Source organism: Streptomyces sp. NPDC048484, from assembly GCF_040651415.1.
In the GTDB taxonomy this organism is placed as follows: domain Bacteria; phylum Actinomycetota; class Actinomycetes; order Streptomycetales; family Streptomycetaceae; genus Streptomyces.
Genome location: NZ_JBEZJY010000010.1, coordinates 198,768 through 222,600, shown reverse-complemented (window position 1 = coordinate 222,600; position 23,833 = coordinate 198,768). Strand labels below are relative to the sequence as shown.

Here is a 23,833-nt window from a genome sequence, read left to right as displayed (position 1 = left end):
TGGGGATTCGGCACCCTTGCGACGAGAGGTGAAGGAGGCGGAGGCCTGGCGGCCGGCGGCTGCCGCCCGGGTCACTCCTGGACCTTGCCGCCGGTGATGCGGGAGATGGCGAGGGCGACCAGGATGATGAGGCCGTTGAGGGCGCCGATCCACTGGGCGGGAACACCCGCCAGCGTGAGCACGTTCTGGATCATGAAGAGCAGCAGGATGCCGCAGAACGCGCCGAACATGGTGCCCTTGCCGCCGTTGAGGCTGATCCCGCCGATGACGGCGGCGGCGAAGACGGTGAAGATGTAGCCGTTGCCCTGCGCGGAGGCGACCGAGGCCAGGCGTCCGGAGAGCAGCAGTCCGGCGAGGGCGGCGAGCACGCTGCCGGCGACGATGACGGTCCACAGCACCCGGTCGGTGCGGATGCCGGCGGCCTTCGCCGCGTCGACGTTGCCGCCGATGGCGTACAGCGAGCGCCCGAAGCTGGTCCAGCCGAGCACCACGATCGCGATCGCGAACAAGACCAGGCAGATCCAGATGGACACGGGCATCCCGGACCATTCGGCGGTGCCGGGATAGAGCATCGACTTCGGCAGCTGGAAGAACGTCTGGCCGCCGGAGATGCCGGTGAGGATGCCGCGCAGCACGATCAGCATGCCGAGGGTGACGATGAAGCCGTTGAGGCCGAAGCGGATGATCAATAATGAGTTGATCACGCCGACGAGCACACCCACGGCCAGGGTGACGGGGATCGCCCAGGCGCCGGGAAGCAGTCCGAGTCCGTGTCCGGCGCCGACCGGGACGACCAGCCAGGCCGCGACGCCGGGTGCGAGGCCCATGGTGGACTCCAGCGACAGGTCCATCTTCTTGACGATAAGGATCATCGCTTGGGCGAGGACCAGCAGGGCCATCTCTGACATGGTCTGCAGGATGTTGATGATGTTGTCGGCCTGAAGGAAGACCGGGTTGACGATCTGGCCGACGATCGCAATGGCCACGATCGCGGGGACGAGGGCGAGGTCGCGCAGCCGGGCCAGGGGTATTCGGCCGCCGAGCAGCGCCGTGCGCCGGGGTTTGGGTTCCACGGCCTTGGCGGCGGCGTCCGCGAGGACGGTTTCAGGCATCGAGGTCCACTCCTTCCATCGCGGCCACGAGGTCGTGGTCGTGCCAACCGCGGGCGGTCTCTGAGGTCACACGGCCCTGGAACATCACCAGGACCCGGTCGCACATGCGCAGGTCGTCGAGCTCGTCGGAAGCGATGAGCACTCCGGTGCCGGACGCTGCGGTCTCCTCGACCTTGCCGAGGAGGAACTCCTTGGAGCGCACGTCCACACCCGCGGTCGGATTGATCAGAACCAGCAGCCTGGGATCGTCGGCCAGGGCGCGGGCCATGACGACCTTCTGCTGGTTGCCGCCCGAGAGCGAGGAGACGGGCAGACCGGGTCCCGACGTCTTGATCGCCAGCTTCGCGATCATGTCGTCGGCGAGCCGGTCCCGTCGGTCACGGCTGAGGAAGCCGTTTTGGCCGAGCCGGTGAGGAACGGACAGTGTGGCGTTGTCCGCGATCGACATGCCGGGGACGAAGCCTTGGTGGTGCCGGTCCTGCGGGACGAAACCGGCGCCCGCGGCGAGCGCTGCGGGCACGCTGCCCGGCCGGGGCCGCCGCCCGGCGATCTCCACGCCGCCCGCCACTGCCGCCCGCAGCCCTACGACGGTCTCGGCGACCTCGGTGCGCCCGCTGCCGGCCGCGCCCGCGAGGCCGACGATCTCCCCGGCGCCGACCTGGAAGCTGACGTCGTCGTACGTACCGTCGCTGCCCAGCGCCTGCACGGACAGCGCGGGCGTGACAGCACGGTTGAGAGTGCTCGACCGTGCCTGCAGCCGGTCGAGCGCCGCCTCGCCGGTCATCGCGGCGACCAGCTCGGTGTGGGTAAGGTCAGCGACCGGTGCCGTGACGATGTGCCGGGCGTCGCGGAACACCGTCACCATGTCGCAGATGTCGTAGACCTCCTGGAGGTGGTGGCTGATGAACAGGAAGGTCACGCCCTGGCGTTGCAGGTCGCGGATGCGGTCGAAGAGGCGGTTGATGGCCGCTGCGTCGAGCTGGGCGGTCGGCTCGTCGAGGATGATGAACCGCGCTCCGAAGGAGAGCGCCCGGGCAATCTCCACGAACTGCCGCTGCTCCACGCTCAGTTCGCCGGCAGGGGTTTGCGGGTCGACGTCCACCGACCACGTCGACAGCAGCTCACGCGCCTGCCGGCGCACACTCTGCCAGCTGATCAGCCGGCTGCGGCCGTGGTCGTGCCGGTTGAGGAAGAGGTTCTCGGCGACCGTCAGTGTGGGGATGATCGTCGACTTCTGGTAGACGCAGGCCACGCGTTGCCGCCAGGCGTCGCGGTCCGTGAGTCGTGGTGCGGGGCCGCCGCCGAAGGTGACCGTTCCCTCGTCGGGGGCCTGCAGTCCGGTGAGGACCGACACCAGCGTCGACTTGCCGGCTCCGTTGCGGCCGACGAGCGCGTGGGTCTCGCCGGGCCTGACGGTGATCCGGGCACCGTCGAGGGCCACCGTCGGACCGAATCGTTTTACTATGCCCGCCGCTTCGACGACGGGCGGACCCACCCGGGACCGTCCGTCGTCCGCCTGGCCGGGCACGGGGCTGACTGCCCGTTCCCCGTCGCTCATCACAACCGCCTACTCGTTAGCCGTCGGGTGCCTGACAGGGGTGGATCAGCCGAGGTTGTTGCCCCACAGCGACTTGTCGTCGCTCTTGACGCTGGGCACACCGCCGTAGGTACCGCCGTCGGCGGTGACCAGCGGCGCGGAGAGCTGGTCCTCCAGCAGTCCGTCGCGGACCTGGATGATGGTGCTGTCGTGGTCGGTCTTGCCCGGCTTGAACGTCTTTCCGTCGATGGCGGCCTTGAGGTAGTACAGGGCGTACTTGGCGTAGAGATCGGCCGGCTGGGAGACGGTGGCGTCGATCTTGCCCGCGGCGATGGACCTGAGCTCCTCGGGGATGCCGTCGTTGGACACGACGAAGACGTGCTTGTCGTCCTTCGGGTCGACCAACAGGTGCTTCTGCTTGAGGAGCTGGAGCGTGCCGGGCAGCGCGAAGCTGGACTGCATGTAAACGCCCTTGATATCCGGGTTGGCGGTCAGGTCCGTCTGCAGCTTCTGCGCGGCGACGGCGCCGTCCCAGTTGGTTGCCTCGCCGAACACCTTGATGCCGGGGTAGTCCTTCTTCATGCAGTCGTTGAAGGCCTGGGTGCGGTCCCGGCCGTTGATGGAGTCCAGGCCGCCCTCCAGCATGACGACCTTGCCCTTGCCGCGGAGCTTGGTGCCGAGGAACTGGCACGCCTTCTCGCCGTAGGCGCGGTTGTCGGCGCGCACCACCATGAACACCTTGCCGGTGTCGGGGCGGGTGTCGACAGTGACGACCGGAATCTTCTTCGCCTGCAGCTGCGCCAGCGTCGGTGCGATGGCGGCGGTGTCCTGCGGGGCCATCGCCATGCCCTTGACGCCCTGGCTGATGAACGTCTGCGCGTTGGCCGTGAGCTTGGCGACGTCGTTCTGGGAGTTGGTGGTCTTCAGGGACAGGCCGAGCTTCTTGGCGAACTCGGGCGTGTACTTGATGTAGGAGTTCCAGAAGTCGGTGTCGGAGCGGGGATAGTCGACGCCGATCAGCGGGGCGCTGTTCGACGAAGCGGTGCCGGAGCCACTGCCGCAGGCGCTGAGCAGCGCCAGCGCGGAGAGGGCGGAGGCGGTGGTGCATAAGGCACTTCTGAGTCTCATCGGTACTTCCTCGCGCTGGGTCTCGAAGCGGGGGGATTGTTTCGCCGGTGCTACTGCTGTGCGTCGCTCCCTGAGAGATGGGATGTTTATAGATGTCTAGGTGCGGTGCTGTCTAGAGGGAGGGGCGAAGTTGCCTGCAAATAAGACGTTGGCGATCTAGTGATCGCTCACTGGCGAGCTCCGAGTGGATCTATCCATCCCATCAATGTCGCCCATCCGTGATGCACCGGCGCTTGCGTTCGCACCCCCTGGGTGTTTCTGTGCTGTGGAGTCAGGGCGCCGTGAGCGGTCAGATTCCGAACGGGCTGCCATTCGTGGGCGGCGGGCATGTCGGTTAGCAGGCCGCTCCTGACGTTCACAGGGCGGCAGCGGCGACCGGTGACCCGGGGGGCGGTGTTTCCGCCGCCGACCCCCGTCGCGGGTGCCGCATCGCTGGTCCGGTCAGAGCCGCACGACGGCAGTGCGGGCCTTGGTGTTGCGCAGCCTCATCCGCTGGAGCGGCGCGACATCGATGCAGACGGTGCTGCCGCTCCGGGTCCGACAGCAGGGCAGCGGCAGCTCAGCCGCCCGTGTGATGGTCGCAGCAGGGGCCCGAGGCTTCCCCGGTGCGCAACACGCTCATCCTGCGGTTGCGGCTCCCGTTCTCGGCGACATCGTCGAAGACGGGCAGCGTTATGGAAACCGCCCGCTGGAGAATCGGACACCGACTCTTGCAGCCGACGGTTGAGCATTCCAGAGGTTCGCCGTACAACCTTCCGGCCTTTTCTCAGGAAGGTAACTTCCATCTCCAGCTCGCGGTTGCGTGTTCGAGTTCCTTCAGGCGCGCCCGCTCGTTCACCGTCAGTTCCGCATCGGGGGCCGGTTCCCGCTGCTTCTGGTACTTCTTTACCCAGCCGCGTAGCGTCTCCGAGTTCAGCTCAAACTCCCGGGCGGCTTCGGAGATCGTCTTGCTTGACCTCAACGCGATCTGGATGGCTTCCTCGCGGAACTCCGGCGAGTACTTACTGGGTGGCGCCACTTCTTCCTCGTTTCCTTGTTCAGGACAACCCTGTTGGGTGCCTGTCCGGAAACTTCGTGGCCCCTCACTCCTACTCACTCGACGATCTCAAGACTGCACTCGACGAATGGATCAAGATCTGGAACGAGGCCGCCCGGCCTTTCAAGTGGACCAAGACCGCCGATCAGATCATCGACCGCATTTTCCACTACTGCGACAGAATCTCCGGACCAGCTCACTAGGCCTTCCGGGCCAGTACGGCGGCGATGAGATGTTCCCAGACCGTGAGCTCTCGTCTTTCACCTCTGCCATACGCATTGTCGGTCTGGGCGGGGCGCCACAGGGACGCGGGGACGATCCCGGGGTCGAGGATCTGAAGGCCGTCCAGCAGGGAGGCGATTTCCGCATCGGTGCGCCATCGGCCGCGGCCGAACGTCTGCTGGAGGACCTTCTCGGCCTCTTCGGTCTCCGGGTTGTTGCCGGAGCGGAAGTGGCTGATGAAGAAGAAGCTTCCGGAAGGGACATGGTCCCGCCAGTAGCGGACGATGCCGGCCGGATCCTCGTCATCGTTGACGTGGTGGAGGATGGCGCTGAAGATGACAGCGACCGGACGAGCGAAGTCGATGATGTCGACGGTGCCGGGGTCCGTGCGGACACCGTCGGGGTTACGCACATCGGCCGCAACGACGCGCGTGCGGTCGTTGTTCTCCAGCAGTGCACGGCCGTGGACCAGCACTTGGGGGTCATTGTCGACGTACACGACCCGGGACTCGGGAGCGTGCCGCTGCACGACCTCGTGCACGTTCTCCGCGGTCGGCAGGCCACTGCCCAGGTCGATGAACTGCCGTACGCCAGTGGTCTTCGCGATCTCCCTGACTGCCCGCGCCAGGGCCGCGCGGTTGGCGAAAGCGATGTCCACCGAACCGGGCAGGTCGCGCTTGAACACATCGCCAACTGCCCGGTCCACGGCGTAATTGTCCTTGCCGCCGAGCAGGTAGTCGTAGACGCGGGCGATGCTGGGCCTGGTCGGGTCGATGGAGGAGCCCATGTTCGTCACGGCTGCCATTCTTCACCCCAACGCCGCCTGCCCAGGCCCGTTCTGGGAACTTCCGGCCGGCCGGGGCGACGCGAGGTCGGCAGCGAGCGGCGAAGGTGGTCGACCGGCGGCCGACGTGGCTGGACCATCCGCACAAAGAGTTGGTCACCCGGCTCCTGGCGGACACATGCGAGATCTGCGGGCACAACGGTGATGTGCAGGTGCATCACATTCGTGCCCTTTCCGATCTCGCCCATGCCGGATGGCCGCCGTCCGGCTGGACGCGCGTCATGCTTGATCGACGCCGTAAAACGGTCGTGGCCTGCGATGCCTGTCACGATCGGATCCACGAGGCGCAGGCGGCCAAGCCCTTCACGTCGTAGTCACTGGAGAGCCGGATGACCAGGAAACCGTCATGTCCGGTTCGGCGGGAGGCCGTGCGGAAAAGGGCCTGCCACGGCAGGCACCTCGCCGCGCGGCCGACCCAACGCCCTGGCTGACTGGCTGACTGGCTGCCGCGGACTCAATCACCGCTATGAACGAGGCCCCCGCAATTGGGCAGGAATCACCTTCGGACTACTCTCCGCCCTGGCCCTTGCCTGCTACACCGTCTTCGCGCAGCGCGTGGGCCGGGCCTCCTCAGGACTGGAGGGACTGGCCGTGTCGGTCTGCATCTCGGTGATGCTGCTCCTCCCCTTCTCCCTGCCCGCCGCTCCAAGCGTCAACGGATCTGACTGGGGCCTGGTCGCTGTCTCCGGCGTCGTGGGGGTGGCCCTCGCCTTCACCCTGGATTTCCAGGCCGTGAAGATGGCCACCTCCAAAGTGGTCGCGACGTTGTTCTCCCTCGACCCGGTGATGGGCGCACTGATCGGCGCCCTCGCCCTCGCCCTCGCCCTCGCCCTCGCCGAAAGCCTCTCCGCGCCAGTGCTCTTCGGCATGGGACTGATCGTCGCAGCCGGTGCCGTAGCGACCTGGCGTGCTGAAAGTCTCCCAGTTTCGCCGATGCCGACCAGCGCAGACCGCCCGTGACACACGGCAACGGGAAAGATCATCGGTCGCGCCCCACCAGCAGTCACTCCTTCGGCCCGGCCGGACCTCGACTTCGCCACCGAGCACCCCGCCGACATGACGGAGATCATCGAGCAGATGGTGCAGTCGCTCACCGAGGAGGGCTGGCAGATCACCGTCATCGACGTGGCCCCACTCAAGGCACGGTTCCTCGCCACCGACTCTGCCACCGAAGCCACCTGCGAGGTGGACCTCCTCAAGGAAGTCCGGTGGCGCCCGCCCGACGTCATGGACATCGGCCCCGTCCTGGACCTGGACGACCTCATGGGCACCAAAGTACGCGTCCTCGGCGACCGCGGGCTGGCCCGCGACGCCATCGACGTCCACGCCGCCGCCACCTCCACACCCTCCCCGAGCTGGAAACCCTCGCCGCCCGACGCCCCGACGAATTCGACCTCACCGAACTCCACGACCGGCTGGAAAGCCTGGGCTGGATCAGCGACGCCGAGTTCGAGGCCTACGGCATGAACACCACCCGCGTCGGGTCTGTACGGTCGATGGCAGATCTTGAAAGCGGAGTGACACGTGGTGACAGACGTAACCGCGTCGGCAGAGGCCGGTTCAACGAGCAGCCGAACTTGCGGAGTGTGATCGTGCAACCGGGAAATCTGATGCCTGGGAGCCGGCCGCCGTATCCTGATTTCATCCAGGAAGGAGCCGTTAATGAGTGTTGAGGCGATCGTGCAGACCGAGTTCCCCGAGGGATACGCGGTCTTCTTCGGTGCCGAGGGGAAGGTGATCATGACTCCGCAGAGCGAGGAGCACTCCAGCACGATCCGCTCGATGCAGATCGACTCCCTCGCGCTGGGGCGTCATGCCAAGGTCACCTCCGACGTGTACCTCGATTTCCCGGCCGACGAGAACTCCGCTCCGGATCTGGCGATCCTGCGGGAGGACGCGCAGAAGCAGGGCAAGCGCTACAGCTTCGAGGACGTGCTGCTGATCTCCGAGGTCGTCTCGACCTCCTCAGCCCGCAAGGATTACGACGACTGCACCGCCAAGTACGGCCGCTACGGCATCCCTGTCTACGTGATCGTGGATCCGTACGCCGCCGAGGTCGTCGTACACACTCAGCCCACCGGCAGCGGCTACGTCGCGGCGCACACCCACAAGTACGGCACAGGCAAACTCCCCATCGAGCTGGCCGACGGGCGGACCTACACCCTCGACCTGGACGAGCTGCCACGGCCCGATTCAGGGGCGGCGAACCACCCCTCCTGACCTGCGCAGAGTTCGCGTGCAAATGCGGTGCGGCCCGTGTTGACATGACAGCACGGGGGCGGGATCGAGACGGATCGAGCAGGGCGCAGGTGGATAAAAACAGGGCTCTTTGTTCCGATTCTTCGACGTTTCCGCAGGTCAGGGAGGTAAAGTTTTCGGGTTCGAATCCCGTTGGGGGCACGCAACACTGGGTGCGACGTGCAAGACTGAGTTCGCTCGATCGCGCACAACAGCTGGGTCCTGTGGAGCAGTTTGGAGTGCTCGCCACCCTGTCAAGGTGGAGGCCGCGCCCGCGGCGCAGGCGCAATCGGACACAACAAATCCCGTCAGGACCGCTGCGATCTTCATCGGATCGCGTGGCTGGGTAGCTCAGTTGGTACGAGCGATCGCCTGAAAAGCGATAGGTCGCCGGTTCGATCCCGGCCCCAGCCACAACCCCGAAGGCCCCGTCCACATGGACGGGGCCTTCGCTGTGCGCCGGGCGCCGGGCGCCGGGCGCCCGCCCCCAGCCCCCAGCCCCCAGCCCCCAGCGAGTCATGCGCCCCGCGCGAGGTCAGGCCGCCGCCTCGCCCGCTGAGCCCGCCGCGTGGGCCGGGGCCTGGGACGGGCTCCCGTCGCGGCCACCGGGGTGCCGGTGACGCCAGGTCCAGAAGACCGCGCAGGACACCAGCGCCCAGCCCGCGAGGACCAGGAACGGGAACGCGTGCTGGTGACCGGCGAAGTACACCGCCGTGTGCTGGGCGTTGATCGACGCCCCGGGCGGGAGCCAGCGGCCGATGACTCCGAGCGGTGACGGCAGCAGGGGCCAGGAGACGGCGCCGCCGGAGGACGGGTTGCCGAGCAGGACCATCAGCCCCCAGGTGGGGAGCATCGCCCAGCGCCCGACCATGGTGTTGAACATCGAGAAGACCATGCCGGACGTGAACATGGTCAGCGCGAGGATCAGCCAGGACTCGACGAACGGCAGATCCAGGGCCCCCAGCAGCCAGTCGACCACCGCCGCGATCGCGAACCCGCCGACCAGGGCGTACGCGGCCGTGAACGCGATGCGTTCCAGCGGGTTCAGCGCCCGCGCGTGCACGCTGAGCTGGATCGCCCCGACAAAGCCGATGATCACGGCCGCCAGGGAGATGTAGAAGATCGCGAGCCCGCGCGGGTCGCCCTCCTGCAACGGCTTGATGTCCCGGACCGTGACCGCCACCCCGGTGGACTTGCCGACGGCCGGCGCGGCCTGCTCCAGCACCTCCGCGACCGAGGCCCCGGACGCCCCGGAGACGTCGAGGACCACCGCCTCGCCGGAGTCCCGCACATCGAGGATCGCGAAGACCTTCTGGTCGTCGATCGCTTCTACGGCCGCTGCCCTGGTGTCGTAGGCGTGGATCTTCAGGGAGGCGTCGAGCGCCTTCTCCATCCCGGCGAGGAAGGCCTTGCCCCGCGCTTCCTCGTACGCGCCCACCATCGCGGTCGGCACATGGCGCGGGGTCGGGTTCGCCATGGAGTACGTGTACGAACCCGCGAACAGGCCCGCCGCGGCGGCGAGGATCAGCACCAGCACCGACGCGGGAAGGAAAGGGGACTCCTTGAACGAGCCCCAGCGCTCGCGCCGCGTGCGCGGCCTGCCGTGGGCACCGTGCGGCATCTCGGACATAGGCCCACGCTAAGGGGATGTAGGGGATATTTCTCCGCGAAGTGCGCCCCGGTTGTCCTCCGGTTTCCCACGGTCGCCCCCCGGTTGTCCCACGGTCGCCCCCAGCCGCCCCCTCGGTCATCCCCCCGGCGCGCGCCCCAGTTGTCTCCCTTTACGGGCCTCGCCGTCCCCCCAGCGCGTCCCCCACGCAAAAGCGTTCGCCTCTCGTTTCCCCGAGGTGAGATCCTGGACCGCGTATGTCTACGCATCCTGCCCCCGCCCTCGGCGATCTCGCCTCCCGTCTGGCCGAGCTGTCACTGCGCGACGCGCACCGGCTCGGGCGCAGGCTGGAGGGCGCGCGCCGGATCCGCAAACCCGAGGCCCGCGCCGCCGTCACCGCCGAGATCGAGACGGAGGTGGCCAGGGCCGAGGTCCGCATGGCCGAACGGCGCGGCCTCGTGCCCACCGTCTCGTACCCCGAGCAGCTACCCGTCAGCCAGAAGAAGGACGTGATCGCGGACGCCATCCGTGATCACCAGGTCGTCATCGTCGCGGGCGAGACCGGGTCCGGCAAGACGACCCAGATCCCCAAGATCTGCCTTGAGCTGGGCCGTGGCGTCCGCGGCATGATCGGGCACACCCAGCCCCGCCGTATCGCCGCCCGTACGGTCGCCGAGCGGGTCGCCGAGGAGCTGGACACCCCGCTGGGCGAGGCCGTCGGCTGGAAGGTCCGTTTCACCGACCAGGTGAACCCGCACGGCACCTTCGTCAAGCTGATGACGGACGGCATCCTGCTCGCCGAGGTCCAGACGGACCGCGAGCTGCGCGCGTACGACACGATCATCATCGACGAGGCCCACGAGCGGTCTCTCAACATCGACTTCCTGCTCGGCTATCTGGCCCAGCTGCTGCCCAGGCGGCCGGACCTCAAGGTCGTCATCACCTCCGCGACCATCGACCCCGAGCGCTTCTCCAGACACTTCGGGGACGCCCCGATCGTCGAGGTCAGCGGACGTACGTACCCCGTCGAGGTGCGCTACCGGCCGCTCCTCGAAGAGGAGGGCGACGATGCCGACCGCGACCAGATCACCGCGATCTGCGATGCCGTCGACGAGCTGCAGGGCGAGGGCAAGGGCGACATCCTCGTCTTCCTGTCCGGGGAGCGGGAGATCCGCGACACCGCTGACGCGCTGGACAAGAAGAACTACCGGTTCACCGAAGTGCTGCCTCTCTACGCCCGGCTCTCACATGCCGAGCAGCACCGCGTCTTCCAGCAGCACACCGGGCGCAGGATCGTTCTGGCGACCAACGTCGCCGAGACCTCCCTCACCGTGCCGGGCATCAAGTACGTGATCGACCCGGGCAACGCCCGTATCTCCAGATACAGCCACCGTACGAAGGTCCAGCGGCTGCCCATCGAGGCGGTCTCGCAGGCCAGCGCCAACCAGCGCAAGGGCCGCTGCGGCCGTACCAGCGACGGCATCTGTATCCGGCTCTACTCCGAGGACGACTTCCTCGCCCGCCCGGAGTTCACCGACGCGGAGATCCTCCGTACGAACCTGGCGTCCGTCATCCTCCAGATGACCGCGGCCGGGCTCGGCGAGATCGAGAAGTTCCCCTTCATCGACCCGCCGGACCACCGCAACATCCGCGACGGCGTCCAGCTCCTCCAGGAGCTCAACGCCCTGGACCCGACGGAGAAGGACCCGCGCAAGCGCCTCACGGACACCGGCCGCAAGCTCGCCCAACTGCCCGTCGACCCGCGGCTGGCCCGCATGGTCCTGGAGGCCGACAAGAACGGGTGCGTGCGCGAGGTCATGGTGATCGCGGCCGCGCTCTCCATCCAGGACCCGCGCGAGCGGCCGGCCGAGAAGCAGGCACAGGCGGACCAGCAGCACGCCCGCTTCAAGGACGAGACGTCCGACTTCCTGGCGTACCTGAACCTCTGGCGGTATGTGCGCGAGCAGCAGAAGGAGCGCGGCTCGTCGTCGTTCCGCCGCATGTGCAAGCAGGAGTACCTGAACTTCCTGCGGATCCGCGAGTGGCAGGACATCTACTCGCAGCTGCGGACCGTCGCCAAGCAGATGGGCCTCCATCTGGAGGAGCCTGCGGCGGGTACTGACGCGCCCGACCAGCAGGTCCATCTGTCCCTCCTCGCCGGACTGCTCTCCCACATCGGCATGAAGGACGTGAAGGAGACCGCGAAGGAGGCCGGAAAGGAAGGCGGGCGCGAGGGCGCCAGGAGCGGCACGAAGAACGAGTACGTGGGTGCCCGCAACGCCAAGTTCGCGATCTTCCCCGGCTCGGCCCTCTTCAAGAAGCCCCCGCGTTTCGTGATGTCCGCCGAACTCGTCGAGACGTCCCGGCTGTGGGCCCGCGTCAACGCGAGGATCGAGCCCGAGTGGATCGAACCGCTCGCGGAGCACCTGCTGAAGCGCACGTACAGCGAGCCGCACTGGGAGAAGGACCAGTCGGCGGTGATGGCGTACGAGAAGGTCACGCTGTACGGCGTGCCGATCGTCGCCCAGCGGAAGGTCAACTACGGGCGGATCGACCCGGAGACCAGCCGCGAGCTGTTCATCCGCAACGCGCTCGTCGAGGGCGACTGGCGTACGCACCACAAGTTCTTCGCTGACAACCGCCGGCTCCTCACCGAGGTCGAGGAGCTGGAGCACCGGGCGCGGCGCCGGGACATCCTGGTCGACGACGACACCCTCTTCGACTTCTACGAGGAGCGGGTGCCCGCACACGTCGTGTCCGGCGCCCACTTCGACTCCTGGTGGAAGCACCAGCACAAGGAGGAGCCCGAACTCCTCGACTTCGAGCGCTCCATGCTCATCCGGGAGACGGCCGGGGCGGTCACCAAGGACGACTATCCGGACGCGTGGCGGCAGGGGCGGCTGAAGTTCCCTGTCACGTACCAGTTCGAGCCGGGCGCCGACGCGGACGGCGTGACCGTCCACATCCCGCTCCACGTACTGAACCAGGTCACGGACGAGGGCTTCGAGTGGCAGATCCCCGGTCTGCGGGAGCAGGTCGTCACCGAGCTGATCCGTTCCCTGCCGAAGCCGATCCGCCGCAACTACGTTCCCGCGCCCAACTTCGCGCAACGGTTCCTGGAGCGGGCGGTGCCCCTGCAGGAGCCCCTGACGGTGACCATGGCGCGTGAGCTGAAGCGCATGGTCGGCGTGCCGCTCACGGCTGACGACTTCGACTGGTCCAGGCTCGACGACCACCTGAGGATCACCTTCCGGATCGTCGACGAGCGGCGGCGCAAGCTGGCCGAGGACAAGGACCTGGAGGCCCTGAAGCTGCGTCTGAGGCCGAAGGCGCGCCAGGCGATCTCCCAGGCCGCGGCGGCGACGGCCGAGCGGGAGGGCGGGGAGTCCCTGGAGCGCTCGGGGCTGACCGACTGGACCATCGGCTCCCTCACCCGGGTCTTCGAGACGCGCCGGGCGGGCCAGCCGGTGAAGGCGTTCCCGGCGCTGGTCGACGACGGACCGGCGTCGAACACCGTCTCCGTACGCCTCTTCGACACCGAGGCCGAGCAGCAGCAGGCGATGTGGAAGGGCACGCGGCGGCTCATCCTGCGCAACATCCCGGTGAATCCGGCGAAGTTCGCGTCGGACAAGCTCACGAACGCGCAGAAGATCGCCCTGTCCGCGAACCCGCACGGGTCGGTCCAGGCCCTGTTCGACGACTGCGCCATGGCTGCCGCCGACAAGCTGATCGGGGACTTCGGAGGCCCCGCCTGGGACGAGGAGTCGTACCGGAAGCTGTACGAGAAGGTGCGCGCGGAGATCGTCGACACCACGGTCCGTACGGTCGGGCGGGTCGAGCAGGTGCTGGCCGCCTGGCAGGCCTGTGAGCGCCGTCTGAAGGGCGTACGCAGCCCTGTGCTCCTCGCGAACCTGGCGGACGTACGAGCACAGCTGGACGCCCTCGTACGGCCCGGCTTCGTCACGGCGACCGGACTGCGGCGGCTGCCGGACCTGATGCGCTACCTGGTCGCGGCGGACCGCCGGCTCCAGCAGATGCCGGCCAACGCCCAGCGGGACACGAGCCGGATGGAGAAGGTCCACGAGATGCAGGACGAGTACGCCTGGCTGCTCGAACAGATGCCGCAGGGCCGCCCCGTCCCGTCCTCCGTCCTGGACATCCGCTGGATGATCGAGGAGCTGCGCGTCAGCTACTTCGCGCACGCGCTGGGCACGGCGTATCCCGTCTCCGACAAGCGCATCGTGAAGGCGGTCGACGCGGCCGCACCGTAACGGCGCTCGCACGCCGAGTGAGTTCGCTCGGGGGGCCAACCCTCCTGTAGAGTCCTGTCTCGCAGCGCAACGCAAGATCGCACTGCGAAACCAGGTCCTGTGGAGCAGCTTGGAGTGCTCGCCACCCTGTCAAGGTGGAGGCCGCGGGTTCAAATCCCGTCAGGACCGCAGCAGATGGAGAAGGCCCCGCATCCCGAGGATGCGGGGCCTTCTTCGTGCGCCGGGGGCAGTCGCACCCTTGAAGGGGCACGGGGAACACCTTGAAGGGGCACGGGCGCCCTCCGAGGGGCACGGGAATCGCCTGAAGGAGCACAGGAATCCCCTGAGGAGCGCGGGAACCAACCCTCCGAGGGGGGCGCGGGCCCGTGACACGGGCGGCTCCCACGTGGGGGCTCCCGCGCGGGGGCGCGATCGGCCCCCATCACCCCCTCATCGGCCCGCGCGACTCCAAACACCAGCCCCACGAGCCCCCTTAAAGCCCCTCAGCCCCCTGAGGCCCGTGCGGCGGACTCGCGGTCTTGACGCCGTCACATTCCGCAAGTACCTAGAAACCAGAGCCCCAGACACAGAGCCCAGACCTGAGACCTGGGGCCGCGGGCCTGAGACCTCAGACCTCAGGCCCGCGGCCCCAGGCCCCACCGGAGGTGACCATGGCGGCAACCGCTCGACATGAGACGGGAGCTCTGCTCCGCGCCCACCTGTCGGCCGCCTCCGGGCATCGTCACCGGACGAGGCACTGCCCGATCTGCTACCGGCTCCTTCGGCTGGCCTCGGAGGCCGGTCCGGAGGACTCCGAGAGCGCCACGGAGGACGAGAGCCCCTCCCCGGCGTGAGAACCATGAGAACCGCCGGGAACCACCGCGCGCCAACTGCCCCTCGCGCGGCTCCAGATGCAAAGGTCTCCTTTAGCGCAGGTATGTCATGCGCAACAAGGACCACGACGTGTGACGGGTGTCACCGCATAAGTTTTCAAACCTGCGGAACTTACCCCCCACCTACAACAGGTCAATTTAATATGTGCAATTGCACTGTGCCCTGAGGTGACCCACAGCCGATCCGACAGCCTCACCCAGACTGCGACAAGGCCGCTCACAGATCCACCTGATACGCGCGCACATCCCATGACCAGCGCACAAAAAAAATCGCGCTGGACCCGGCGGAGTCCAGCGCGATCTACGACGCACCCACGTTGCTCGTGGTTCTTGCTCGGGCGTGGACCCCGTTGGGGCAGGATCCGCGTCGCTTGGAGCTTGGGTGGGGGCCTGCCGACAAAATGGGGGAACTGCCGGAATACCCCGCTATGGAGTTGTTGTTCAGGCTTCGCTGCGCTGCTGCGGGATGCCCGCCAGCAGAGCGCGAACCTCTGCTTCGCGGTAACGGCGATGTCCGCCGAGCGTGCGGATCGATGTGAGCTTGCCGGCCTTCGCCCACCGCGTGACCGTCTTCGGGTCCACGCGGAACATCGTGGCGACCTCAGCCGGGGTCAGCAGCGGCTCGGCATCAGGGGTGCGAGCGGTCATGAGCGGCCTCCTCGGGAGAACCGATCGTTCTCGGTTCTTTCCTCTAAATTCTGCACCTTGACCCGCGTTGCCCGAAATGGCGGATGCGGGTCGAGTCGGTTATAGGACGAACGGCTTGTCCTCGGCACTACAACTACACCATCCGTCCAGCCTCGTCGGCCAAACCGATGGAATTGCCCTCCCAGGTGTTCATCAGCGACGGAAGCCGATGGACCATGCCATAGCGGACAGTCACGCCGCTGTGACGATCAGTCACAGGACGATCAGGAGTCACGAGAACCCCCATAGCCGCGCAATGCCGAGATTCCGCCCATGTGCGGACAGAAAGAGCCCTCCCCGGACTCCTTGTCCTATTTTGGCATGAGGAGGGGCCTTGGGCGCAAGGTCCGGGTAAGTGCTTTCCATCACGCTTACCCCGTACGACCCGGATCGAGACTTACGTCCTGTCAGATCGCGTGACGCAGAGGAACCATCGGCCCTCCCCGGCCCCGAAAGCCGCCTCGAAGAACGCCCGTACGCCGTCAGATCGCCGTCGGTCCACCGTCGGTCCGCCGTCGGTCCGCCGTCAGTTCGCCGAACGACGGTCCCGGACCGACCGCCACCGTTCGACGAGCCGACCGTATGCCTCGCCGGCGCCGGGCCCGTCCCCCGCACGCAGCGCCTCGACGCCCTCGGCGACGTCCGCGGCGGAGTGGTCTCCGTCGAGTTCGTCGGCGGGCAGGACGTGTACGAGGCCGCCGTAGTCCAGTTCCACCAGCGAGCGGGGGTGGAACTCCTCCAGCCAACGCCCCACGTCCACCAGGCCGTCGATGAGCGGGCCCTCGTCGAGGGTGTCCCGCAGCGTCCGCAGGGCCCGCGCCACCCGCCGCCGCGCCTGCACCATCGGCGTGCGGTAACGGAGCACGGGCGCGTCCTCCCCGGCCCTCGGACCGCCCCCCGAACCGCCCCCGGACCCGGCCCCCTTGTCGTACTCGCGCTCCTCGTCCGAGACGAGCACGAACCAGTGCAGCGGGACCTGCCAGGTCGACGTGCGGATCCAGGGCCGGGCGTCGGGGTTGCGGCTCAGCCAGCGTTCGTAGTCCTGGGCCGCCTGACGGCGTACGAGCTCGGGCAGCGCCGCGTCCAGGACGGGGGCCGGCAACTCCTGCGCCAGCTCACCCAGGGCTTCCCAGCCGCGCAGCCGGGTCCGCCAGGGGCACACGCACAGCACACCGTCCAGCTCCGCGACGAACGCGTCGCCGCTCTCCTGCACCGGCACCGGGATCGGCGGCACGGGCAGCAGGTCGGCCAGCGAACGGCGCAGTTCGTCCTGGTACGAGGGGCGCTCGGAGCGGCGCGCATAGCGGGACCAGTGGCCGCGCTCCGGCTCCGGGAAGGCCGCGAGCGGTTCGTAGACGCGGAGATAGCACGCGTACGGAACGATCAACGAGGACACCTTGGGCACGCTTGCTCCCTCCCCATCCGGCCCGGTGAAAAACCGCGAGACCTGCGAGCCGGCGCGCGGGAAACCACTGCAAATCGTCCCACGCCCTATCGTGACCGTACTCCGGGAGGGGGTGATCCTGACCACTGCGCCGATGGCGGTCCCGCACAGGCTCTAATCTCGTGCCACACGGGCCCCCGCCACCCGTACGAGGGCCCGCCCGACCGCCGCCACTTACCTGGGAGTCACCACCGTGACCGACGTAATCGGCAGTCCTGACGACGTACTGCACACCCTGTTCCGGTCGGAGCAGGGAGGCCATGAGCAAGTCGTGCTCTGTCAGGACCGCGCCACCGGCCTCAAGGCCGTCATCGCCATCCACTCGACCGCCCTGGGCCCGGCCCTCGGCGGCACCCGTTTCTACCCGTACGCGAGCGAGGCGGCGGCCGTCGCGGACGCGCTGAACCTGTCGCGCGGGATGTCGTACAAGAACGCCATGGCCGGGCTCGACCACGGCGGCGGCAAGGCCGTGATCATCGGCGACCCCGAGCTGATCAAGACCGAGGACCTGCTCCTCGCCTACGGCCGCTTCGTGGCCTCGCTCGGCGGGCGGTACGTGACCGCCTGCGACGTCGGCACCTACGTGGCCGACATGGACGTCGTGGCGCGCGAGTGCCGCTGGACGACCGGGCGGTCCCCCGAGAACGGCGGCGCGGGCGACTCGTCCGTCCTGACGGCCTTCGGGGTCTTCCAGGGCATGCGGGCCTCCGCCCAGCATCTGTGGGGCGATCCGTCGCTGCGCGGCCGTACGGTCGGCATCGCGGGCGTCGGCAAGGTGGGCCACCACCTGGTGGAGCACCTGCTCGCGGACGGCGCCCAGGTCGTGATCACGGATGTGCGTCAGGACGCCGTGTGGCGGATCGCCGACAAGCACCCTGAAGTGGGGGTCGTCGCGGACACCGAGCGGCTGATCCAGATCGAGGGGCTCGACATCTACGCCCCGTGCGCGCTCGGCGGCGCCCTGAACGACCGGTCCGTGCCGGAGCTCACCGCCAGGATCGTCTGCGGTGCGGCCAACAACCAGCTGGAACACGCGGGCGTCGAGAAGGACCTCTCCGACCGCGGGATCCTCTACGCGCCGGACTACGTGGTGAACGCGGGCGGTGTCATCCAGGTCGCCGACGAGCTGCACGGCTTCGACTTCGAGCGGTGCAGGACGAAGGCCGCGAAGATCTTCGACACCACTCTGGCCATATTCGCTCGTGCGAAGGAGGACGGGATTCCGCCCGCCGCCGCGGCCGACCGGATCGCCGAGCACCGCATGGCGGAGGCCCGCCGTCCCTGACGTCCGGAGGTCGCTCGGAGGCCGTCCGGAGGTCGCCCGAAGGTTGTCCGGACGGCCCTGCGGGGTACCTGTCGGCAGGCGGGGGAGAGAACTCTCACGTTCGTCGGCGGGTCGCTCGTCGAGAAGAGGTTAAAATCGCGGTTGACCAGCGAGGACAGGGCACCTCGCGGGTGCTGGGGACAGGCGCGTCCTGCGGGCGACGTACCGTATGGGCGTGGGCTCAGGTACCGTGGAAGCCCTACGGACCGGTCTCTCCACGGAGAGTCCGTTCCAGATCGTGAACGCGTGTCAAGACTCTGGGGCCGTCGAGCCCCGTATCCGAGGGGGTCGAGCCATGGGGCGCGGCCGGGCAAAGGCCAAGCAGACGAAGGTCGCCCGCCAGCTGAAGTACAGCAGCGGCGGGACAGATCTGTCGCGTCTGGCCAATGAGCTGGGCGCTTCGACTTCGCAACAGCCGCCGAATGGCGAGCCGTTCGAAGACGACGACGAGGAAGACGACCCGTACTCCCAGTACGCGGATCTCTACAACGACGACGAGGACGAGGACGATGAGTCCGGTCCTGCGTCGCAACGCCGCGGGGCTTGACGCACCTGCTGCGCTCGTCGTTCTAGCTGCGCTTCACCCGGTCCGGGGCGGTTAGCCCGGACCGGGTTTTGTGCATGCCTGCCGCTCCGCCTGCATGCCTGCCGCTCCGCCTGCATGCCTGCCGCTCCGCGGGGTGCAGGGTTCACTGCGGGTGGTTGATTCGGCTGCGCGCTCGCCGTGGCTGGTCGCGCCCACGCGGCGGAGCCGCATATCGGCACAGCCCCGCGCCCCTGAAGGGCCGCCCCCGGTACGCCTACGCGTCCTACCGGGGCGCGTAGTCGCCGATCAGCGCCGCGCCCGTCTCGTGGGCGCCGCGGTCGGTGATCTCGCCTGCCACCCAGGCCTCCACGCCGCGGTCCGCGAGCGTGGCGAGCGCCGCGTCCGCGGACTCCTCCGGGACGATCGCGATCATGCCGACGCCCATGTTCAGCGTCTTCTCCAGCTCCAGGCGGTCCACCCGGCCGGTGGTGCCGACGAGGTCGAAGACGGGGGCCGGGGTCCAGGTGCCGCGGTCGACGATCGCGTGCAGGCCGTCCGGGATCACCCGGGCCAGGTTGGCCGCGAGGCCGCCGCCCGTGATGTGCGAGTACGCGTGCACGTCGGTCGTACGGGTCAGCGCGAGGCAGTCCAGCGAGTAGATCTTGGTGGGCTCCAGGAGCTCCTCGCCGAGCGTCCGCCCGAACTCCGCGACGTGCTGGTCCAGCTTCAGTTCCGCGCGGTCGAACAGGACGTGCCGGACGAGGGAGTACCCGTTCGAGTGAAGGCCGGAGGACGCCATGGCGACCACCGCGTCACCCGTACGGATACGATCCGGGCCCAGGAGCCGGTCGGCCTCCACGACACCCGTACCGGCGCCGGCGACGTCGAAGTCGTCCGGGCCCAGCAGACCGGGGTGTTCGGCCGTCTCGCCGCCCACCAGGGCGCAGCCTGCGAGGACACAGCCCTCGGCGATGCCCTTCACGATGGCGGCCACCCGCTCCGGGTGGACCTTGCCGACACAGATGTAGTCGGTCATGAAGAGCGGCTCGGCGCCGCACACCACGATGTCGTCCATGACCATCGCGACCAGGTCGTGGCCGATGGTGTCGTACACGCCGAGCTGCCGGGCGAGGTCGACCTTGGTGCCGACGCCGTCCGTGGCGGAGGCGAGCAGCGGGCGCTCGTACCGCTTGAGGGCGGAGGCGTCGAAGAGTCCGGCGAAGCCGCCGAGGCCGCCGAGAACCTCGGGACGCTGGGTCTTCTTCACCCACTCCTTCATGAGTTCCACGGCGCGGTCGCCCGCTTCGATGTCGACGCCCGCTGTTTTGTAGGACGCCGCTGCGTGGCTGGCACCAGTTGTCTCAGACATGAGGGTGAGAACTTTCGTGTCGTACAGCGGTGTCGCTGCGTGGTCTTACACGTCTTACAGGCGACCGATCGCGCGCGCTTACGGGCGACGGATCACGTGGGCTTACGGGCGACGGATCGCGTCCGCCGCGGCCGTGGCCGCGGGACCCGCGGCCAGCTCGGTCTCCAGGAGCTGCTTGCCGAGCAGCTCGGGATCCGGCAGGTCCATCGGGTACTCGCCGTCGAAGCAGGCACGGCACAGGTTCGGCTTGTCGATGGTGGTGGCCTCGATCATGCCGTCGATGGAGATGTACGACAGGGAGTCGGCGCCGAGGGAGGTGCCGATCTCGTCGATGGACATGCCGTTGGCGATCAGCTCGGCGCGGGTCGCGAAGTCGATGCCGAAGAAGCAGGGCCACTTCACTGGGGGCGACGAGATACGGATGTGGATCTCGGCCGCACCCGCTTCCCGCAGCATGCGGACCAGGGCGCGCTGGGTGTTGCCCCGCACGATCGAGTCGTCGACGACAACCAGACGCTTGCCCTTGATGACTTCCTTGAGCGGATTCAGCTTCAGGCGGATGCCCAGTTGGCGGATGGTCTGTGAAGGCTGGATGAAGGTCCGGCCGACATACGCGTTCTTCACCAGACCGGCGCCGAACGGAATGCCGGAGGCCTCCGCGTAACCGATCGCGGCGGGCGTGCCGGATTCCGGGGTCGCTATGACCAGATCGGCCTCGGCCGGAGCTTCCTTGGCGAGGCGGCGGCCCATCTCCACGCGGGAGAGGTACACGTTCCGGCCGGCGATATCGGTGTCCGGGCGGGCCAGGTACACGTACTCGAAGACGCAGCCCTTGGGCTTCGCTTCCGCGAATCGGGAGGTTCGCAGGCCGTTCTCGTCGATGGCTACGAACTCGCCCGGCTCGATCTCGCGTACGTAGGCCGCGCCGCAGATGTCGAGAGCGGCGGACTCGGAGGCGACGACCCAGCCGCGCTCCAGGCGGCCGAGGACCAGCGGGCGGATGCCCTGCGGGTCACGGGCGGCGTAGAGGGTGTGCTCGTCCATGAAGACGAGCGAGAAGGCGCCCTTGACCTGCGGGAGGACCTTTGCGGAGGCCTCTTCCACGGTCAGCGGCTTGCCGTCGTCGTCGACCTGGGCGGCCAGCAGGGCCGTGAGCAGATCGGTGTCGTTGGTCGCCGCCACCCGCAGGGCGCCACTCTCCTGCTTGGGGAGGTCGGCGACCATCTCGGCGAGTTCCGCCGTGTTGACCAGGTTGCCGTTGTGGCCGAGCGCGATCGAGCCGTGCCCGGTGGCACGGAAGGTCGGCTGGGCGTTCTCCCAGGTGGAGGCACCGGTGGTCGAGTAGCGGGCGTGACCGACCGCGATATGACCGAGGAGGGAGCTGAGAGAGGACTCGTCGAAGACCTGGGACACGAGGCCCATGTCCTTGAAGACGAGGATCTGAGAGCCATTGCTGACCGCGATTCCCGCGGATTCCTGGCCTCGATGCTGGAGGGCGTAGAGCCCGAAGTAAGTGAGCTTGGCGACCTCTTCACCGGGAGCCCAGACTCCGAAGACGCCGCAAGCGTCCTGGGGTCCTTTCTCGCCGGGGAGCAGATCATGACTGAGTCGACCGTCACCACGTGGCACGCCACCGAGTGTAGGCGAGATCGTCCACTGGTCCGAATTGGGGAAGTGCCCGAGCGGCGCCGCCGGGCGCCGCCCGCCGGGGATCACTTCGTGGCGGCGGCTTCCAGGCCCGCTCCGTTTTCGCTGGTCAGGGTCAGGTTGCTGCCCTTCAGCTGGTACTTCACCGTGCCGCCGAAGAGCTTCAGGAGGGACCGTTCGGTGTCCATGAGTGAGTCGGAGCACATCTTCCGGGTGGTGCCCGGCGTGCCCAGGGTGATAGTGCCGTCGCCGACCGTGGCCTTCGCGGTCACCTTGTTGCAGCCGAGCTCGCCGCGGACGGAACCCTTCCCGTCGAAGGTGAGATGGACCTTGCCCTCGGCCTCGGCGGCCAGGGCCACGGCGGAGCCGCCCTTGGCGTCGCCCTTCTCGTCGACCTTCACCGTGCCGGTGACGTTCCACTTCGTGCCGTAGAGGTCGGCCGGCTTCTCGGCGGTGAGGTTCACGGTGGTCCCGTCCCCGGTGGTGAGCGTCAGCTTGTCGTCGTCGACCTTGGCCTTGATCGTGCTGTCGGAAATGGCCTCGCCGAGTTTCGACTCGAAGCCCATCGTCCCTTCGGTGGTGCAGGCCATCTTGGTCTTGACGGTGTCGTCACCGATCGTGATCGTGTCGCCCTTGATCTTGGCGGTGGCCCCGAAGTGGTTGCAGCCGTAGTTGCCGCCCACCTTGCCGTCCTTGCTGAACTCGATGTGGGCGCCGGCCGGGGCGTTCTGTGTCTTGCCGTCGGCCGTCACGCTCTCCACGTTCCACTGCTTGCCGGTGATCCCGGCCGCCTGCCGGGTGCCGACCGCACTGGAACCGGAGTCCTTGTCGCCGCTTTCCGTGCCGCAGGCAGCCGTGGCGAGGAGTCCGGTGACCGCCAGGGCGCTGAGACCGGCTCGGGCGCTGAGTGCGCTGAGGTTGAGACGCTTCGTGTGCATGCCGCTTTGACGGGGCGGGTGGGGTGCCTGGTTCCCTCACCGGATAACGGCAGCGCAACGGCCGCTCCCTGGTCCGACGCCGATGATCCGAGGCCGGCCCGGCGGCGGGCCGCCCTCGGGGTCAGCTCATGAGGGGAAGCAGTCCGCCCAGGTCGGCGCGTTCTCCGCTCGCGCTGACCTTCGCGTCGTCGAGGGCCGCCTGCCACCGCGTACGCCCGGTCGCGAGTCGGATCCAGGTCAGCGGATCCGTCTCGACGACGTTGGGCGGGGTGCCGCGGGTGTGGCGCGGACCTGCCACGCACTGCACGACCGCGTACGGCGGTACGCGCACCTCGGTGGAGGCGCCGGGCGCCTTGGCTGCGAGCACGTCGGCCAGCAGGCGGGTGCACGCGGCGAGGGCCTGACGGTCGTACGGGACATCGAGACCCGGGACGGCCGCGTTCAGGTCGTCGGTGTGGACGACCAGCTCCACCGTGCGGGTGGCGAGGTAGTCGGCCAGGGTCATCGTCCCCACGCGTGTGACCAGGAGCCGCCCGCCCGGCGCGCCCGCCGCCGAGACGCCCGGCAGACGCTCGGTGACCGGCAGACGCTCGGTGAAACGGGCCTCGGTGCGCTCGTACAGCGCGTCGAGGTCCGGCTCGGCGGCCGCGAGCGTCCGTACGTCGCCGTCGACCTCGCCGGCCCGCGGGGCGGTGGTGGACGGCCAGTCGAGCAGGGCGAGCGCGGGACCGGCGGGCTCGTCCCGGTCCAGGCCGCGACTCACGGCCTCCAGCGCCATGGTGAGGTGCGCGGCCAGCTCCCGTACGGTCCAGTCGCCGAGCCCGGCCGGCCCGGCGAGCTGCCCGGGAGTGAGGTCGCGTACCGCCGCCCGTACGTTCCCGAACTGGGCGAGGACCGCGGTGCGGATCTTCGCCTGGTCGTAGGTACGGGTACGGGCGCGCTTCTTGGCCGGGGGCATGGGGGAAGGGTACGGCGGGGACAGTCACCCGTGAGTGTGATCACCTGCGAACGCCACCCGGCACCACCCGA

At 68.3% G+C, this 23,833-nt stretch carries 21 protein-coding genes and 3 tRNA genes; 12 read left to right on the top strand and 12 right to left on the bottom strand.

The genetic code is table 11. The features are described from left to right. Positions 1-71: 71 nt before the first annotated feature. The 4 genes from AB0D14_RS13200 to AB0D14_RS13185 form a co-directional block, all read right to left on the bottom strand. The gene (locus tag AB0D14_RS13200) at positions 72-1,112 is read right to left on the bottom strand and encodes an ABC transporter permease (RefSeq protein WP_362777825.1); all 1,041 of its coding nucleotides are present in this window, start codon (positions 1,110-1,112) and stop codon (positions 72-74) included. Continuing rightward, a complete protein-coding gene (locus tag AB0D14_RS13195) occupies positions 1,105-2,670 on the bottom strand; it encodes a sugar ABC transporter ATP-binding protein (RefSeq protein ID WP_362777823.1) in 1,566 nt (521 codons plus the stop codon). The genes AB0D14_RS13200 and AB0D14_RS13195 overlap by 8 nt, the downstream gene beginning before the upstream one ends. A 45-nt stretch (positions 2,671-2,715) precedes the next feature. Further along, positions 2,716-3,777 (bottom strand): sugar ABC transporter substrate-binding protein, encoded by a 1,062-nt coding sequence (locus AB0D14_RS13190; protein ID WP_362777821.1) that lies wholly within the window; start codon positions 3,775-3,777, stop codon positions 2,716-2,718. Positions 3,778-4,543: 766 nt separating this feature from the next. Continuing rightward, a complete protein-coding gene (locus AB0D14_RS13185; protein ID WP_362777820.1) occupies positions 4,544-4,795 on the bottom strand; it encodes a transposase in 252 nt (83 codons plus the stop codon). A 56-nt stretch (positions 4,796-4,851) separates the two neighbouring features. Between AB0D14_RS13185 and AB0D14_RS13180 the strand changes: the two genes are divergently transcribed. Beyond that, complete coding sequence (locus AB0D14_RS13180) at positions 4,852-5,016, top strand: hypothetical protein (RefSeq protein ID WP_362777817.1); 165 nt, start codon at positions 4,852-4,854, stop codon at positions 5,014-5,016. On the opposite strand, the gene AB0D14_RS13175 is transcribed toward AB0D14_RS13180, so the two are convergent. Next, entirely contained in the window at positions 5,013-5,840 is an 828-nt protein-coding gene (locus AB0D14_RS13175; RefSeq protein WP_362777815.1) for an SAM-dependent methyltransferase, read from the bottom strand. The genes AB0D14_RS13180 and AB0D14_RS13175 overlap by 4 nt on opposite strands. An 86-nt stretch (positions 5,841-5,926) precedes the next feature. Here AB0D14_RS13175 and AB0D14_RS13170 point away from each other — a divergent pair, with 86 nt between their 5' ends. The 6 genes from AB0D14_RS13170 to AB0D14_RS13145 all read left to right on the top strand — a co-directional run bounded on the left by AB0D14_RS13170 (position 5,927) and on the right by AB0D14_RS13145 (position 8,531). After that, complete coding sequence (locus tag AB0D14_RS13170; RefSeq protein WP_362777813.1) at positions 5,927-6,193, top strand: hypothetical protein; 267 nt, start codon at positions 5,927-5,929, stop codon at positions 6,191-6,193. 109 nt (positions 6,194-6,302) lie between these two features. Continuing rightward, the gene (locus tag AB0D14_RS13165; protein ID WP_362777874.1) at positions 6,303-6,839 is read left to right on the top strand and encodes an EamA family transporter; all 537 of its coding nucleotides are present in this window, start codon (positions 6,303-6,305) and stop codon (positions 6,837-6,839) included. A gap of 96 nt (positions 6,840-6,935) precedes the next feature. Further along, a complete protein-coding gene (locus AB0D14_RS13160; RefSeq protein ID WP_362777811.1) occupies positions 6,936-7,346 on the top strand; it encodes a hypothetical protein in 411 nt (136 codons plus the stop codon). A 195-nt stretch (positions 7,347-7,541) separates the two neighbouring features. Then, positions 7,542-8,099: a Uma2 family endonuclease gene (locus tag AB0D14_RS13155; RefSeq protein WP_362777808.1), complete on the top strand. Its 558-nt coding sequence runs from the start codon at positions 7,542-7,544 to the stop codon at positions 8,097-8,099. 236 nt (positions 8,100-8,335) lie between these two features. Continuing rightward, positions 8,336-8,434 (top strand) — tRNA-Asp (locus tag AB0D14_RS13150). A gap of 23 nt (positions 8,435-8,457) precedes the next feature. Next, a tRNA-Phe gene (locus tag AB0D14_RS13145) sits at positions 8,458-8,531 on the top strand. Positions 8,532-8,652: 121 nt separating this feature from the next. Here the strand turns inward: AB0D14_RS13145 and AB0D14_RS13140 are convergent. After that, the gene (locus tag AB0D14_RS13140; RefSeq protein WP_362777871.1) at positions 8,653-9,738 is read right to left on the bottom strand and encodes an ABC transporter permease; all 1,086 of its coding nucleotides are present in this window, start codon (positions 9,736-9,738) and stop codon (positions 8,653-8,655) included. Positions 9,739-9,983: 245 nt separating this feature from the next. Between AB0D14_RS13140 and hrpA the strand changes: the two genes are divergently transcribed. From hrpA to AB0D14_RS13125, 3 genes are all read left to right on the top strand, one after another. Further along, a complete protein-coding gene (gene hrpA / locus AB0D14_RS13135) occupies positions 9,984-13,997 on the top strand; it encodes an ATP-dependent RNA helicase HrpA (RefSeq protein WP_362777806.1) in 4,014 nt (1,337 codons plus the stop codon). A gap of 93 nt (positions 13,998-14,090) precedes the next feature. Further along, positions 14,091-14,165 (top strand) — tRNA-Asp (locus tag AB0D14_RS13130). A 482-nt stretch (positions 14,166-14,647) separates the two neighbouring features. Next, positions 14,648-14,830, top strand: a complete 183-nt coding sequence (locus AB0D14_RS13125; RefSeq protein ID WP_362777803.1) for a DUF6274 family protein — start codon at positions 14,648-14,650, stop codon at positions 14,828-14,830. 480 nt (positions 14,831-15,310) lie between these two features. Here AB0D14_RS13125 and bldC read toward each other — a convergent pair whose 3' ends face one another. Further along, positions 15,311-15,517 carry a developmental transcriptional regulator BldC gene (bldC, locus tag AB0D14_RS13120; protein WP_003949541.1) on the bottom strand — a complete coding sequence of 69 codons (207 nt, stop codon included), beginning with the start codon at positions 15,515-15,517 and terminating at the stop codon, positions 15,311-15,313. 565 nt (positions 15,518-16,082) lie between these two features. Beyond that, entirely contained in the window at positions 16,083-16,961 is an 879-nt protein-coding gene (locus AB0D14_RS13115; protein ID WP_362777800.1) for a hypothetical protein, read from the bottom strand. Between the two features lie 232 nt (positions 16,962-17,193). On the opposite strand from AB0D14_RS13115, the gene AB0D14_RS13110 reads away from it, so the two are divergent. Both AB0D14_RS13110 and AB0D14_RS13105 read left to right on the top strand, forming a co-directional pair. Further along, entirely contained in the window at positions 17,194-18,285 is a 1,092-nt protein-coding gene (locus AB0D14_RS13110; RefSeq protein ID WP_362777798.1) for a Glu/Leu/Phe/Val dehydrogenase dimerization domain-containing protein, read from the top strand. Positions 18,286-18,619: 334 nt separating this feature from the next. Next, positions 18,620-18,871 (top strand): DUF3073 domain-containing protein, encoded by a 252-nt coding sequence (locus AB0D14_RS13105; RefSeq protein WP_107020614.1) that lies wholly within the window; start codon positions 18,620-18,622, stop codon positions 18,869-18,871. Positions 18,872-19,133: 262 nt separating this feature from the next. Here AB0D14_RS13105 and purM read toward each other — a convergent pair whose 3' ends face one another. The 4 genes from purM to AB0D14_RS13085 all read right to left on the bottom strand — a co-directional run bounded on the left by purM (position 19,134) and on the right by AB0D14_RS13085 (position 23,762). Then, entirely contained in the window at positions 19,134-20,219 is a 1,086-nt protein-coding gene (gene purM, locus AB0D14_RS13100; protein WP_362777795.1) for a phosphoribosylformylglycinamidine cyclo-ligase, read from the bottom strand. A 102-nt stretch (positions 20,220-20,321) separates the two neighbouring features. Then, positions 20,322-21,848 carry an amidophosphoribosyltransferase gene (gene purF / locus AB0D14_RS13095; RefSeq protein WP_362777792.1) on the bottom strand — a complete coding sequence of 509 codons (1,527 nt, stop codon included), beginning with the start codon at positions 21,846-21,848 and terminating at the stop codon, positions 20,322-20,324. 83 nt (positions 21,849-21,931) lie between these two features. Continuing rightward, complete coding sequence (locus tag AB0D14_RS13090; protein WP_362777789.1) at positions 21,932-22,804, bottom strand: META domain-containing protein; 873 nt, start codon at positions 22,802-22,804, stop codon at positions 21,932-21,934. A 121-nt stretch (positions 22,805-22,925) separates the two neighbouring features. Further along, positions 22,926-23,762 (bottom strand): sterol carrier family protein, encoded by an 837-nt coding sequence (locus AB0D14_RS13085; RefSeq protein WP_362777786.1) that lies wholly within the window; start codon positions 23,760-23,762, stop codon positions 22,926-22,928. Between the last annotated feature and the right edge of the window lie 71 nt (positions 23,763-23,833).